The following is a 15,614-nucleotide window of genomic DNA, read 5'->3' as shown; positions in this document are numbered from 1 at the left end:
TTCAAGACCATGGTATAATATAAAAAAACAGGAGGTGTCCCAATGCGAACCCCTGATGAATCTAAAACACACACCTATAAAGATTGGCTGGAATGGGATGGCCGATGGGAGCTTATATACGAGAAAGCCTACAATATGACCCCAGCTCCTTCTTCGGAACATCAGTTTATCGTTGGTGAGCTTTTCCATAAGTTAAGGCTTTTTTACGGAAACAAAAAATGTAATGTTGTGGTCTCTCCTTTTGATGTATATCTAAGTGAAAATGACGACTTTGGGAATCCTACCCATGTGGTTCAGCCAGATATTTCAGTCATCTGCAATCATAAACAAATTACGGAAAAGGGCTACTACGGTGCACCAACATTGATAGTAGAGGTTTTATCTCCTTCAACCGCTTTGAAGGATTATAATGAAAAATTCAACATCTACCAGCGGTTTCGCGTTAAAGAATATTGGATTGTGGACGGAACAAACAAAATCATTCATGTTAATGGGTTGGAAGATGGTTATTTTTCGAAACGAATCACTTACGGCCGAGATGATACTTTGCATTCTTTTGAATTCGATGATTTAGGAATTGTCTTAAACACAATATTTGAATGAAGTTAATCCAGTCTTTGGGACTGGATTTTGTTTGCCTAGGACAAGCTTATATTTAGTTAAATTAACTACGTCCTGCTATACTTGAATGAAAGATATTAGATCATCACTTAACAGATGGGGTTTAAGCTTTTCAAGGAAATTCATGTACACCCTCCTACATGCTTTATTCATCTATACTGATTATTATATTTGGTGGAGAAAATATAAAATAATTGCATGTAAACCGGCTTGACTGTCCCTAAACCAGCAGATCCACATTGCTAATCTTGATATCTTCTATTCCAATCCCCACATCAACTACTTTCGATACTGAGTTTCGAATCTTTACATTTCGGATTCTAATGTGATCGGCACAATTGTCGCCACCAAAAATCTTAATATTACAATCTGCTTTCTTAAAGTCTTTTATAGATATATTTTGGAGGGCTACATTTCTCGCGCGATATTGAATCGCAATGACAGGATTTCCTTTGTAATCATATCTAGGATCGCCGATCAAAGTGAAGTTGTTTACCACCACATTTTTATAAGCGGAAACGACCATGCCACGCGGGGGTGAATCGGTATAGAGCTCGGTGTGGATAGGAGCGATGGCGACAATATTTGTCGCTCTTATATTATGGGCTGTCTGGGACTCTGGATCCCCACTTTTATGATGGCCGATATGACGAAAATTATAGGATCGGTTGTCATTCACCGAAAGATGGCCGATGATTTGGACGTTGTTTGCCGCGGATGAATTATGGTGAGCTTTGACTTCCACTCCGCCAAAGCATCTTGTAGTAGAGTTGTTCACAAGCCATACATTCCGGGAGCCATCGTCCACTTCTATTCCATTGGAGTTTGAAAAACCTTTCTCGTGAGCCCTGCCGCTCGGATCACACATATGGCAATTTGAAATAAAAATATTGTCACTATGATGAGTGGTAATCCCATCATCCCCGAAGCCATAACCGTTCAAGTTATCGAGCCAGATATATTCACTCCCGCCCCGGGCCCGGTACCCGTCTCCCGAGTAATCATAGAGAGTCGAAGAAACGTCAAAGCAATGCAAGCCCGGATTGATCGCTTCCACATCCATTACCCAGCCGTACTTAACATGTGCATACGTTAAACAGCTGGAGTGGTTTCCCCAGGTCGCCGTCTTTTTCACATCACCCAGTCTTGCGACATTCCAATCCAGGCTCATCCCTTCCACGTGGATATTTCGGTTTCCCCGACGATGATTTCGGTTTGTGACCAGCCTTTTCCCTTTTGGAGCAGTGTCATGCAGCTTTATCGTTGTGAGTCCCTTCCCAGCTCCAACAAGGCTGGTCCACGACGGCAACTTGATTCCTCTCGTTATATAAACGCCTTCCGGGACATTCACTCTTACCTGTCCATTCCCGATCGCCTTGTTGAAAGCTTCGGTATCGTCGGTCACTCCATCTCCTGCAGCTCCAAAGTCTTTCACGTTTACTTCTCTATCAATCTTATCTTGTAATTTGTTATATTCTTCATCTAAATGCGACTTCCAGTCCGGATAGACATTCCCCGCGAGATCAACTAAAGTTATGTCCGGATTGGTCTCAGCTTCTGCCCTTTTTGCAAGAAAAAGGCGGGACAGGTTTTGAAAAGAAAAACGCGGTTTGTTTTGTGCGAAATTCTGGTTATTTTGAATGAAATTCTGAAAAAGGGTATCTGTTTCTTTGATTGTTTGTGTAATATCGCTGTTGCTTTCCGCTATTTGGGCCAAAAGTTTGGCGTTTTCTTTAGGATTGTGTTTTTTATCAAGATATAGCATGAAAAACGCCTCCATTCCAGAGCAAAATTCACTGTTCGTAATATAATATTCCCCGTCTGGGTAGATGTAACCTTGTTTATGAAGGCGGGCAAATACCTGAGATCTTGATTTAAACGCAAAATTGGCTGATTCAAACGAAAGTCGACTCGATTCAAACGAAAATTACTCCCATTTAAACGAAAAGACTACTGATTCAAACGAAAACTACTACCATTTAAACGAAAGCATTTTTAGCCTCTATATAAATCAGCAGGAGGAAGATACAATCTGTCCTTTGTTGCTCCCGAACTTGGGAAATTAGTTGAAGCCAGCAACCTCGATGCTACACTTTTTGTTTCCAAACCAGCAAACTCACGAAACTCCTGAATACTTATCTTCGTATCAATCAACAAAAAATAATCACGCAACGCCTGAATATGTGCATCCTTTGAATAACAGCCGCAAGCTCGGCAATACCATTGTCTTTTATCCCGATGCACCGGGATGGAAAAACAGGAAGGACAGTGGATGCCTTTACGGAGCTGATTCTTTGAAAGCAGATATCGATCCATGAAGAACTTTTTGGGAGGAGTATTCTTTTTAAGAAGGGTACGGCTGATTTTTTGAAGCTCTTTCTGAGAGAGGACTTCCTTTTGATAGATGGATTCCAGATGTTGAACGCGGCGCATGAGGTGGGGAGCTTTGTAAACTTTTTCAAATACTCTCCGGTTACCCGGATTGGTTTTTAAAATACTATATTTATTGCACATCACCACAGCATATTCAATCGGCACTTTCGGCAATCGATGCTGATCAAAAAATCGCCCCAACTGCAATTCATGCAGCCTTACTTGGCTGATCGGATCTGGAAAGCCTTCTTCCGAACCGTCTGGATTAGTTCGAATCAGCTGATGAAACACCTTGTCAAAAAACAAAGAACCTGCAATATTCTTCGCTTCAATGATGAGAACAAAATAAGATGAAAGAACGAGGGTATCAATTTGGAAGGTATATTCGCCCATCGGGAGGTTAAGATCGTGGAAAATCATATACTTCTTTTCATCGAGCAAACCTAAATAATAATCCAAAGACTGCTCTCCCCAGTAACCGGCCCACCTTCTGTCTATTTCATTCTGCAATTCCTCCCGGTCTACATAGTGCTTGGGGTATCTCCTTAACAATGCTTCACCAACTTGAATCTTTAACGGAATCGTTCGTTCTTTTACAATCAAATAGTTTCACTCCTTTTCTTGGGTTATCTTGAATTATTCGTTTAAAAATGCCAAATTCCCTGCCAATATATTTGAAATTTTTTATCTATTTCAAGTGTCCCGTAGTTTCAAAATCAGGAATTTTTACCTTAACTCTCTTGAAAAAGAGAATAAAAGATAGTAGTATTTCTCAACATCCTTCTTAGAGAAAAAATAAATAGGATGTTGCAACAATATCCTATTAAGAAGAAGTCATTAAGCCTTGATACCTGATTTTCAAGAAAGAGCATCGCTAATTATCTTAAAAGCCTTTAGATGGGATTTGTGCAATCCTTGAAAATTCTTTAGGTTTTCTTTTGCGTCCATGGATTGTCAACACTAAACTAGACAACTTTTTTAAGGTGTTCAAGTTTATACTCAATCGGGCTTAAATAACCCAGTGTCCCATGAATACGAATGTGATTAAACCAATGAACATAGTCGTGCAATTCTCTTGTTAGATCTTCCAATGTATCGAAATTCCGGCCCTTCACAAACTCTGTTTTGAGGATTTTGAATGTTGCTTCAGCTACGCCATTGTCATAGGGACAACCCTTCATGCTAAGAGAACGTTGGATAGTAAACGTCTCTAGTGCATCGTCAATCAGCTTATTTTTCAACTCTCCCCCTCGATCCGTATGGAAGAGCTGAATTTTGCGTAAATCCACCTTAATAGATAAATGCACGGTAAACCAGTGAAGCGTCTTTATTCGGGCCAGCGCTGTAACCAATGATTTCCCTGTTAAAGAGATTAACAAACACACATATGTATTGCCATTTTTGATTGACTCTTACATATGTTAAGTCGCTTACAATCGCATTCAACTCATTTTCCTGATTAAATTCTCAATTCAGTTCATTAGCCTGGCTCGATTCATTAACCTTCTTCGAATGGGGTTTAAATTGAGCCAAAGTGTAGGTGGACACGAGTCCTTGTTCTTTCATAATCCGACCAATTCGTCTTCTGGAAACAACTAGTCACGTTTCTTTAATTCCACTTTAATTTTACGAGTTCCATAGTTTTGGCGGCTCTCATGAAATATTTCGATGATGTCGGAAGTTATGTCATCTTCGGATTTTCTTTCTTTCGCTTACATAATAATAAGTGCTTCTAGGCAATTGAAGGACGTCGCACATTGCTGATATCGAGTATTTGTGCTGGTTGTTCCGAATCACATTTACTTTCGTCCTAGTATCAGCGCAGCTTGCTTTAAAATATCATTCTCCATCTGTAACTGTTTGAGTTCCTTACGGAGCTTTACCAATTCTGTTTCTTCCGGTGTTCGGTTATCGGCTTCTTTGAATGAACCGGAGGCATTATGTTGAGAGATCCACTTATCCAGAGAAGAGGGTGTTAGATCGTACTCACGAATAATATCCTTTCTTGGCTTCCCATTCTGATACAGCTGCACCATTTGATTTTTAAATTCTTCTGAAAACGTTCTTCGTTCTCTTTTAGTCATCGTAGATTCTCCTCAACTATTGTATTAGTAGTCTACTTAACCTTAAATTTTCTGTCTAGATAAGTGTAGCCGTTCCATCTTTTTAATTGTGTAATGGACATTGTAATTCCCCGTTCTTTCCAACAATGTAAAAGACTTCTCATTCCATTCATCGAGGTTCGAAAAGATTCTATTCTTCGCAAAGTTTCCTTTAATAAACTTAACCACATTCTCAATCTTGCCCTTACTTTTGGGATCCGATTTCCTGCAGAGGTAAATGCGGAACCCGCGTTCCTGTTTATAAGCCTGGAATTCACCGGTAAGGATGATATCGTCAGCATTTTCACTTACGGTGATCAGATGATCTTGATCATAAACGATTTCCTCAGGCATTCCTCCAAAATACGCAAATGCCTGTTCATGACACTGGATGGTGTCCCGGGTAGTAAAGGGCCTGTCCAGCCATATGACATATTTGTACCGTGAGTGAGAGAGGACTAAACGAGATGAAGTATAGTTTTACCTCTTTGTTTTCAGCGCTCTTAACTTTCGTTTCTCCCCAATCCACCTGTGCTTGCTTGCCCATCGGCAGTTCCTCCACCGCTTCATGAGAACGGATATGTGGAATTTTAGGTATATGGTGAATATCCCTCAACTCACTGACATATTGCGAATCGTACTTCCACCCCTCCAGGGCGGGATGACGCTCTTTTAACCAATCTTCAATTTGAGAGGAAGACAAATCAGAATGTTCTTTTAACGAACTTAAGAGTAAATCCTGGAAGGGATCTAGTTTCCTGCTTCTTGTCCCCAATGAATTGGCCCACTCTGTAGCTTCCTCAAAACTCATATTCAAATACTTATAAACTGTATTTCTTGAAATCTCCAGTTTCTTAGCGATAGCCGATATAGAGAACCCTTGTTTTTTTAGTTGATGAACCTGTACTAACAATTGCAGTTTTTCCACCTTTCAAATCCCCCAGCGAAACCATGATGTTAAATTACCATCATAACTTAGCTATGAAAAATTTAGGCAAAAAGTGTTCATTTCTATCTGTCAGAAACTGTTCAATTTAGTTTAGCAGTTACACAGAGTTACTGTTCCAAGTTATTTCTATGTGTTACGAAGCAAAGAGTCTTTTTATCACAACCAATCTACAGTTTGGGCAGTGGAACCATATATTCGGCGATCCGATCCTTACAGAAGCCGTTATCGATCGCCTGATCCATCACTCACACCTTATCGTTTTCAATGGGCCAAGTCATCGATATAAGAAATCTTTATTACACAATTAAAAAGGGGTTGGCAAGTGGCACATTTTTAATTGCGATTAGGTACATTTTTTACTTGCCAAATACATACCTGGGCACCCTTTGAATAAATTCCGTAAGCCGAGCAATTGAATTTCTTTTTACATGATTCGATTCATGGGAATGTCGAATTATTTATGTTAATATAAAATTAAATATTATTTAAATTACTTTTATACATTAAATAGAGCAAGAATAAGATTCAAAGGTTTGGAGGGTAATACTTTTGAAAAGAAAATACATTTCTATAGAATCATTTAGTGGAGCAGGAGGCCTTGGCTTAGGTTTACATAACGCTGGTTATGAAATTGGAGCAGCTTTTGATTTTAATGAGCACGCAGTAACGACCTACAAAAAAAATCTCTCAAATAATTGCTTTGTCGCGGATGCAACTAGTGTGACTGGAGAATATTTGCTAGAAATTTCTGGTTACAAGCATGGTGAAATTGATCTGTTTGCAGGTGGTCCACCATGTCAAGGGTTCTCAAAACAAAAGCGGGGAGCTCATTTGGGTGACGATCGGAATAAATTAGTTCTTGAGTATGCCCGTCTTGTTCAAGAACTAGAACCCAGATTTTTTATATTAGAAAATGTAGCCATGTTAGGACAAAAGCGAGGAAAATATTTTATTGAAGCAATTGAAGAATTACTTGGGGATTATGTATTATACCCACATTTTTATAACTCGGCAGATTATGGACTAGCACAAACTAGGGAGCGATTCATAATAGTAGGAAAACACAAAACTATTTTAGCTCCTTTTAATATTCCATCTCCCACAGTAACCAAGTGGAAAAACGTTGGAGAAGTTCTTGAAGGATTGCCTGAACCTCCCCTTAATCCTAAGGAAGAGCATACTCAATACCCAAATCATCAAAGATCAAATGTAACTTCTTTAAACATAAAAAGGTTTTCTTTTGTTCCTCAAGGGGGTGGATGGAGAGATATACCTGAAGAATATAGATTAGAATGTCATAAAAACGTGGACCCTTCGAAAGGAGGATGGCCGGACGTATACGGAAGACTTAAATGGGACGGTCAAGCCCCAACAATTACAGGTGGTTTTGATAGTTTTACACGTGGGAGATACGGCCACCCAGTACATGACAGGCCAATCACTCCGAGAGAAGCCGCTAGATTACAAGGATTCCCAGACTACTTCAAATTTTATGGAAATAGACATGAAGTACGTCACCAAATTGGAAATGCAGTACCCCCATTATTAGCTGAAGCCATAGGCTTAGAAATAAAAAGAAGCTTAATGATAGAAGATGGATTACTTTCTCTAGAAGACAGAAGCGAGAGCAAAGAATTATCTATGATTAATTAAATGCTATAGAAAAAAGTAATTAAACTGAGATTTTAAAGTTTTTATCTCTGCTTAATTACTTTTTTGTTATACGTTGTAATTTCCATCTTCTATCAAGGTTTGAATATCATAAAAAAACTCTCCGAACTGTTTAACTCGGATGGGAGGGTAAATATTATTAAGTTCGAAATATTTGATTGGAACATCTAAATAATAAATACTATCCATTTGGGCAATGTACATTTGGTACAATCGCCACTGCTCTGGCACACAAATCTCTATTACTTCCTTAGATTTTTTATCAACCTTTGTTTCTGTTAAACATACAAGCATTCCTAAGAAACGTCCCACACCATAAACACCATCTAATAGCTTCTGATGGGCCCACACTTGTATTACCCTTTCACGGGTAGAAGTTTTTACTGGAAGATGAATTTTAGGCTTATTTTGACCTAAATCATAAATAAAGTCCGTAGGTAATGAAGTCCTCATATCAAGATTTAAAACATCTACTCTACTAGTAGGTCTTAATTCTAATATCCTTGAGAACCAATGCGAAATAAAGTATTCAAAAAATGTACCTGGGGTTTTTTGATCCCCCTGTTTTAACAGATCAATTGTACAACAAAAACTTATTGAAATAGTGTACAAACACTTTGTTATTTCTTCTGGACTCAGAATAGAATAATCACCATTTACTAAATTGTTAAATATTCTATACACTTCAACCTGGTCAGGAATATATGAACCTTTGTTTACTGCCCTTGAGATTTTATTATTATAAGAGAACGAAAAATACTGTTTAGTGGGAACTTTAGATATTAAATTAACTTGCGAAGTACTAGAGAGAAATTCACAGTTTTTAATATATAATTCAAAGAATAAATTTGATATTGAATCAATATCTTTATTACTTTTAGATACTTTTTTTATTTTATTATATAAATCAAATACCTCTTGCAAAAAATCCCCCCCTTTCTCGCTCCTGCTAGACTTCACTTTTAAACAAAATTGCTAATATTTTATAACGCAAATATTTTACCATAGTTTTCATTACAACCAAAAACTTTTATTAAATAGAATAAAAAGAGATCTGATTGAAGTATCTTTTTCAAAAAATATTACTTTTTAATTGAATAGTGAATAGCAAACTAATTAAAGCATAATTGAAAAATAAATCTTTGATAATATTTAGATGAGAATAGGAAGGATTTAAATATCACATTAAGATTTACCCTATGACAAAACACCCCTATCCTCTGTATCTATAAACGATTAAAAGGGGTGTTTTTTTCTTAATAGGTGATATACAATTCTATTGGTTCTAAAAGAATTATTAATAAGTTTTTATATTCACATACGACCTTTTCGTTGGTATTCTATACTTGAATCACTTAGAGTCCTATTTACATGATAAAATGCCTTCCTAAATTATTATATTTTATTAACTGTCAACCAATGAATATTTATATAAAGTCTTCCTAATTTCTAATGCAATTAGCTCTGCTTGTTTTGTCGGAACACCATTACTTATAATTTTGAATTTTGAAGTTAAGGTAAGGTTTGAAGGTAAGATATATTCATCAGGTACCGACTGTAATCTTAAAGCTTCACGGACAGTTAGCCTCCTTGCTTCAGTTGGATGTAAGTGTACTTCATTATTACCATAAGCAACTGTCGGACTGAATCTATAACGATGTAATCGCTTAAAAGATTTACGGAAAGTATCTCCTTCTTCTATTACCCAAAATTTCTCAGACTTTGGTTTGAAAAACTCTTTTTGATTTGGAGTTAACTCCGTTAACCCAGAAAAAGCTCTAGAGACTTGAAGTACTTTATATTTGTCAGGAATTTTTGAAATTTCCTCCTCCATTTCTTGACCCATGAAACCCCAGCGGTTAGGCCAATCAATACTGTTCTTTGGATCATGAAAAAGAACTTTAGGCCATTTAAAAATCAGTTCTTCTGAATTAGTATTTTTTAATTTTTGATTATCATGAGATAAAGAAAACCCTGCTCCTAAAAGTTTAGAAACGATTTCTTTACGAAACCCAACCACAATTATTCTAGGGCGGTCTTGAGGAATTCCGTATTCAAGAGGATTCAGAATATCGAACCACAATTCATATCCGTTTTTTTTTAGATTTTCTATAAGATATGTAAAGCCTTTACGATGTTCTTTAGTTCTATATAACCCTGCAACATTTTCAAAAAAAAGAAAGGCCGGTCGAACAGATTTAACAAAATTCAAATAACTAAGAATCAGTTTTCCTCTTTCACCTTTTATCCCTTCATTCTTGCCTCCAACTGAGTAATCCTGACAAGGAGGACCACCAATTATACCAGTTATCCCTTGATAAGTATTCCCTATTTCTTTTTGTATTTCCTGATTAGAAGCATCTACCTGTTCTTTTATATCTTTATGATAAACTAACTTTTGGGATACGAAGAAGTTAGAAGTATTACTAAAGTAATCCTTCATAGCATAATTATATCCTTCAATAAAACTTTTATTTATTTCTAAAGCTTTTTCAATTTGAAATCCTTGATTAATAAAACCTAAATCTAAGAGACCTCCTCCTGAAAATAATGAAAGGACAGAATGTGTTCTATTATCACTAATATTTACATCTAACAATTTATAAACTCCTATCTAACTTTTTGCAATACTAGAAATATCAAATTCTTCTAGATTGATTACCCCATTATCTATCTTTATTTTTAGATTAAGATTGGGAATATATATTCCTAAAACAAGTAAATCAACATCCAATTCAATAGGCTTTCCCCCATTATATAATGGGAAATGTCCCGTTGGATTCTCATCGGTTATATAATATAATGAGGATGTCTTACCCTTAATTAAATGAATGTATTCATTATTAAGAAGCTCTTTCAAAGCAAATCTTTCTTTTAATAAATATTGATTTCCCCCCTCTTTTGAGTAAGGTAAAGTGATAGTAACTAAAAGTTTATTTTCCTCAACTACTTCCTTTGTGAATTTTATATTTACTTCTGGAATATTGATTTCTTTCTTATCAATAAATATTATGTTGTCTTCTATTTTTGTTAATATCGAATATTCCCCTTTTAATGTTTCTATATCTAGTAGCAATGGATAACTCTCAAGTTTATCTTTTCTCTTAACTTTATTGCCCCTTTGAATAAAAGCTTCAAATTGCGTATTAGTGACAGGAAAATGTTTTTGTCCAGTAAAACCTATTTTTACTTCTATATTTGATATCTTTTCATTTTCAATTAGGCTTATCGTATTAAAGCCCACACGTCGACGGTATTCCCAGTAATTACTCATTAAAAGTTCTCGAAATCCAGGTTTTAGACGGCATACCCTTCTTATAGGATATGAAATATTATTATCATCCTCAATAAAATCAACGGTAGCCATATCATTCGTTTTAAGAATATCAATTTCTAAACCATTATCGCGACACAGTGTAAGATGTTGTCTATACAGACCAATTTCTTTTTTGATTTTTTCATAATAATCCGGCCACAATGATGGAATGACTTTACTGATTTGCGGTGTTAAATCTGAATCAGTATTCATTAAGCTTTGTCCATCTTTATTAAAAGTACATAAGTCTAATATAGGAAAATCACTTGTAAACGGTTTTTCAAATAAGATACTCAAAACTCCATAATTTTCTGAAGTTTCACTAGGATTTCTAAAATAATTGAACTCAAGAGACTTAGAATTATCAGTTATCTTCTCTAGATTATGAATGGTTTTAAAGTTAGCCTTTAAAAGTTCAGCGTGTTTAACTTTTCTAGTGATTTTCTTTCCTCTCACTATCAGATCACAATCTTGACCTACCAATACCAAATATTCGCCATTGGAAACTTGGTAAATATCCCCCGCTGCTGGTGGTCTATGTTGAGCATTCACACTATAATCAAAAATTTCATAAGTATTTAATTCTTGTATAGTCGCTTCTCGTTCTATTTCAACGGTATATGTACCACCCAAATACTTTTCCTGTAAAAAATTTGTTAATCCTAACAGGAAATGATACTGTGTAGCCTCATGTTCATCATTTAGCAGAACTTTCCCCATTTTGTATTGTGTTGCTAGTTGAAACCAATCAGATATGGTTTCAAATGGAGTAACTCCTTCTTCGTTAGCCATACCAGCTAGATATATCATGTTATCTTTTCTTTCGAGAGCTAATTTAAAAGCTTCATCTATAGAATTTTTATATATGTCACTAAACCTATTAAATAATTCTACATAGCCACATAAGGCTAGCCCATTCGTTAAATTCTTTAGAGCATCTACATGTCCTTTTTCTACTTCAAATAAAAAGTAGTCTTCCAGTTCATTAGGTTCGGTCGATTTTGGCTGGCTTGAGTAAAGTATGCTAATAATGTTCTTATCATGACACTCTTGAATCAATTCTTCCTTTATAAAGCGTGCTCCTATATCTTCACGTTGTAACAATTTGTCAACAATACAAATGCAAAATTGAGAATTATCACTAGTTTCCTCAATGTCTTGACGGATCATTTGCGAATCTGGCTTAATGCTATAGAAGCGTTTATATTGTGTGCTAGCAGTATCAACAATCTCTTTATAACTCTTTAAATTGATAATACCAATCCCATAACGCATTAGAAGTTTTTCAACTTCTGTACTTTCATTCAGACTTTCACTTAAAAGGGAAATTACTTGTTTAACTCTTTCTTTAACATCTCTTTTTTCTGGGTGAGTAATAACATCTAGATATCTAATAACTTTATTGGCTTGAGTAACAAATTGATAATTTTCGATATCTACAGGGATTTTCTTAAAATCATTTATAACCTGCTTAAGATTCTCTTCTAACTCCGTAAAATTTAGTTCACTCAATTTTGATAATAATAAAAAGAGTTGTTTTTCGTCTAAACAAATTAGTTCACTAACTAAACGTTCAGGGTCACTGACAGCAATCCTAAAATCATCATCAATTAGAACAATAAGCCCAGTGTTTAAACCTTCTAAAAGTTGAATAAAATTATCCTTTATTTCTGTTGTGGTTTCCATTGTCTCTCTCCAAATTATTGTTATAAATAGCAAAGATGTAACGATTACCGTATTTATTCCTATCAGGAAGTAGTATAATATCCGCATCAAATGAACGTAGTAACTGTCTAACTATATACAGACCCATACCTCGTCCATTACGGTCTTTGCCTGACTCTAAAGGTTGGAAAAGAGTATTTTCCATTTTGGGGATAATACCAGTACCAGAGTCAAAATAATAGATGGTATCATCATCTATTTTTTTTATTCTAATAAAATCTGTTCCACTTGGTTTGAGACTAATATCTTTCTTTTGCTTAATTCTCCTTTCTTTAATCCAATAAATTGAGTTATCAATCAAATTATAGAAGATATGAATCAATACTCCTCTCGGTACTAACCAATCCATATTAATATCTTCATACTGTAAGTCCAGATTAGATTCATTTAACCGTGTTTTTAAACGCTTCTCCAAATCAGAGAGAAATTTATGAATATTCTCTTCTTCAAAGTCCTGAATAGTTCCATTATATAAGAACGTTTTCTCCAAAAAAGCATAAAAGTGACTTAAATCACTAATTCGTTCATTAAAAAACATGGTTTGTTCTTTAATGGGATTTAAATGCGTTGAATAAAGGTCAAATTGTTTGTTCTTTAGTATAAGGTCTTCAATTGCTGTAAAATGAATTTCATTATCTTTTACGTTTTCTAAATTTGTTAGAATTGAATGAAGCTCATGAGTTAATACCTCTGTAATTAAACCATTTGCCATTAGTTTATAGTTATTGTACGCTTCAAGCTCAATAAGTTGTTTTTCATGTTCGACTTGTTTAACCAAAACTTTTTGTTCATCAAGCTTAATAAGTGTATCTTCTAACGTTTCCTTAAATAATTTACCTGCAGAAGATATATTATTTAAAATCTCATCTGCCTTAGCCATTTTGTCTTGATTATCTATTTTACCAATATCTTGTATTTTCGTAATTAATCCTTCGAAATTTTTCAATTGTTGTTTGCTTGAATTTGCCTTCTTCTCAGTTTCATTTACCTTTTCTTTTAATTTATCAAATGGACGTGATGGTAACATTCCTTCATCATTTAAGATATCACGAGTAATATAATAAGCCGATTGGCTAAATCTATAAAACTGTTCATTATAGACTTTCTCAAGAAAATGAAACATTGATTTAGATTGAGGATTATCAGTTAAATTCAAACGGGAACTAGTCTCTTTAATAAAGTCTTGGTAGGGATCATTTATTTTTACATATCCAATAACATTTCCCAGTTCAAATCTAAAAAATTGTTGTCCCTTAGTTCTGGCTTGTTGTAAATGCAACCAATCACTTTCTTTGTCCCCCAGTGTTGCTATTCGGTATTTCCCCCTATATAGCTTAATTCCATTATTTGAAGCCAAAAAGCCACGAATAGAACGTATATTATAATCCAAGCTAATCTGTTTCGTTTCCTTTGCTGCTTGAATTGCCATCGAAGCATATGACTGTTCCCTTTTAAAGGAGTACACTTTTCCTTCAATTGGAGAAATATCCTTTAGAGGATCAACACTTATTTCTTTAAAAATTCGAACAATTTGTTCATTGGAGAATATTGCATTTAAACTTTTATTATATTTTTCCTGATATTTCTCTAGTAACTCTTTATATTCGAGAGGTGTCTTGCGCCAATCGTTAAATAAATCTTTACCTACCAAACCTTGATGAATTCTCTCTATATACCAAGGATTTAATTTCAAACTTAAATTAAGTTGTAACCCACCATTTACATTATTAAGGGTAAAACTATGTTCACTCTCTGATACTTTTATTGCCTCATTTTTGAAGGATACATGTACTTTGTCCTCATTTAAAAATATTTCAATATCAAAATCTTCAACTGCATTATCAAATGGAGATAATAAAAAGCTTAACGAAGATAGTAAATTTTCTTTCAAAGTTAATAGTTCTGAGGTATCTTGCTCTTCATCTTCTTCAAAAATATTTAACTGTGTTGACCTTAAATCTCTTACAAAATCATTGAATTGAATGTTCAAATCTACAAGCCACAGGCGTGTATACTTTTTGGCTTGCTTAGGATACTCAAAATAATCCATATCTATTTTATCAAGCGATAGATTCTGATTCATAAAATTATCCCAATTAATACATACAACATGAGTAACATTAGAGCTTAAATTAGTCGTTTCTAGTATTAATAATTTACTTAAACGTTGTGCTGCTAACCGACCTATTCCCTTTTCCCCAAGTGGCAATCTTTGGTTATCTACTAATTTAGCTTCTTTTCGTTTCTTCTTTATGTCAGTACCAATAGTAAAAAATCCATTTTCTAAATCTTGTCGCGACATACCATCACCATTGTCTTCAATAACAATGATACGCCCGTCTTTCTTTTCCAATTCTTGAATAAGTGATTTAACTTCAGTTGATACTGGGGTTTGAAAATTTTTATCATATTCTACCTCAGTTATATCAGTATTAATCAGATGCATTGTAACAAGTTTAGCCCCTGCATCATAAGCATTCTTCATCAATTCTGTTACAGCAATTTCATCACTAGTAATTAAATCTTTCCCTAAATGCTCTAGAACTCTAGAGTTAATTGAAAAGCGCAAGTCCATTCCCCCTTCTGAAAAGTCTAGAAACTGGATATAGATCTTTAAATATTTTAATATTAATAAAACTATACCATTATTCTTTTTTTCATAATATATCTATTTTACAAGGATTTCTTGATGACTGTTTAAATTACTCTAAAGTTTTGCTTTATATCTTATTCATTATTTATTGCACTAATTTATTAAAGGACTTACACTCTGTATATTGATTATTAAACCAATTATATTGAAATTTATAGTTTTTTTGAAACAGCTAAACATATTGATTAATAATCCCGTACTTGT

Annotated in this window: 10 protein-coding genes and 2 pseudogenes; 3 read left to right on the top strand and 9 right to left on the bottom strand. The window is 34.7% G+C overall.

The features are described 5' to 3' along the window. Positions 1-42 precede the first annotated feature (42 nt). The gene (locus D0463_RS11755) at positions 43-603 is read left to right on the top strand and encodes a Uma2 family endonuclease (protein WP_117307596.1); all 561 of its coding nucleotides are present in this window, start codon (positions 43-45) and stop codon (positions 601-603) included. Positions 604-841: 238 nt separating this feature from the next. Here D0463_RS11755 and D0463_RS11750 read toward each other — a convergent pair whose 3' ends face one another. The 5 genes and pseudogenes from D0463_RS11750 to D0463_RS19905 all read right to left on the bottom strand — a co-directional run bounded on the left by D0463_RS11750 (position 842) and on the right by D0463_RS19905 (position 6,024). After that, positions 842-2,386 (bottom strand): glycosyl hydrolase family 28-related protein, encoded by a 1,545-nt coding sequence (locus D0463_RS11750; RefSeq protein WP_117307595.1) that lies wholly within the window; start codon positions 2,384-2,386, stop codon positions 842-844. 230 nt (positions 2,387-2,616) lie between these two features. After that, positions 2,617-3,597, bottom strand: a complete 981-nt coding sequence (locus tag D0463_RS11745) for a nuclease-related domain-containing protein (RefSeq protein ID WP_117307594.1) — start codon at positions 3,595-3,597, stop codon at positions 2,617-2,619. 362 nt (positions 3,598-3,959) lie between these two features. Next, positions 3,960-5,078: pseudogene (locus tag D0463_RS11740) on the bottom strand (IS3 family transposase). A gap of 42 nt (positions 5,079-5,120) precedes the next feature. Further along, entirely contained in the window at positions 5,121-5,450 is a 330-nt protein-coding gene (locus D0463_RS19910; protein ID WP_483295736.1) for a hypothetical protein, read from the bottom strand. Between the two features lie 25 nt (positions 5,451-5,475). Then, on the bottom strand, positions 5,476-6,024 hold the full coding sequence (locus D0463_RS19905; RefSeq protein ID WP_254052777.1) for a helix-turn-helix domain-containing protein: 549 nt from the start codon (positions 6,022-6,024) through the stop codon (positions 5,476-5,478). Between the two features lie 125 nt (positions 6,025-6,149). Here D0463_RS19905 and D0463_RS11725 point away from each other — a divergent pair. Next, positions 6,150-6,353: pseudogene (locus D0463_RS11725) on the top strand (ATP-binding protein); the annotation flags it as partial. Positions 6,354-6,594: 241 nt separating this feature from the next. Next, positions 6,595-7,698 (top strand): DNA cytosine methyltransferase, encoded by a 1,104-nt coding sequence (locus D0463_RS11720; RefSeq protein WP_216824898.1) that lies wholly within the window; start codon positions 6,595-6,597, stop codon positions 7,696-7,698. 66 nt (positions 7,699-7,764) lie between these two features. Here the strand turns inward: D0463_RS11720 and D0463_RS11715 are convergent, their stop codons facing one another. The 4 genes from D0463_RS11715 to D0463_RS11700 form a co-directional block, all read right to left on the bottom strand. Next, positions 7,765-8,640 carry a hypothetical protein gene (locus D0463_RS11715; RefSeq protein ID WP_117307593.1) on the bottom strand — a complete coding sequence of 292 codons (876 nt, stop codon included), beginning with the start codon at positions 8,638-8,640 and terminating at the stop codon, positions 7,765-7,767. A 481-nt stretch (positions 8,641-9,121) separates the two neighbouring features. After that, positions 9,122-10,315, bottom strand: a complete 1,194-nt coding sequence (locus tag D0463_RS11710) for a DNA cytosine methyltransferase (RefSeq protein ID WP_160118417.1) — start codon at positions 10,313-10,315, stop codon at positions 9,122-9,124. Positions 10,316-10,330: 15 nt separating this feature from the next. Further along, positions 10,331-12,718, bottom strand: a complete 2,388-nt coding sequence (locus D0463_RS11705; protein ID WP_117307591.1) for a hypothetical protein — start codon at positions 12,716-12,718, stop codon at positions 10,331-10,333. Continuing rightward, positions 12,690-15,326 carry an ATP-binding protein gene (locus D0463_RS11700; protein WP_160118416.1) on the bottom strand — a complete coding sequence of 879 codons (2,637 nt, stop codon included), beginning with the start codon at positions 15,324-15,326 and terminating at the stop codon, positions 12,690-12,692. Before D0463_RS11700 ends, D0463_RS11705 begins: the two co-directional genes overlap by 29 nt. Between the last annotated feature and the right edge of the window lie 288 nt (positions 15,327-15,614).

It is taken from the genome of Bacillus sp. V59.32b (assembly GCF_003429085.1).
Taxonomy (GTDB): Bacteria; Bacillota; Bacilli; order Bacillales; family DSM-1321; genus Peribacillus.
This window is presented reverse-complemented; position numbering and strand designations above follow the sequence as displayed.

Excerpts from the sequence above, each read along its gene's own strand:
- D0463_RS11705 (WP_117307591.1), bottom strand. The coding sequence starts at position 12,718 with ATGGAAACCACAACAGAAATAAAGGATAATTTTATTCAACTTTTAGAA.
- D0463_RS11750 (WP_117307595.1), bottom strand. The coding sequence starts at position 2,386 with ATGCTATATCTTGATAAAAAACACAATCCTAAAGAAAACGCCAAACTT.
- D0463_RS11755 (WP_117307596.1), top strand. The coding sequence starts at position 43 with ATGCGAACCCCTGATGAATCTAAAACACACACCTATAAAGATTGGCTG.
- D0463_RS19910 (WP_483295736.1), bottom strand. The coding sequence starts at position 5,450 with ATGCCTGAGGAAATCGTTTATGATCAAGATCATCTGATCACCGTAAGT.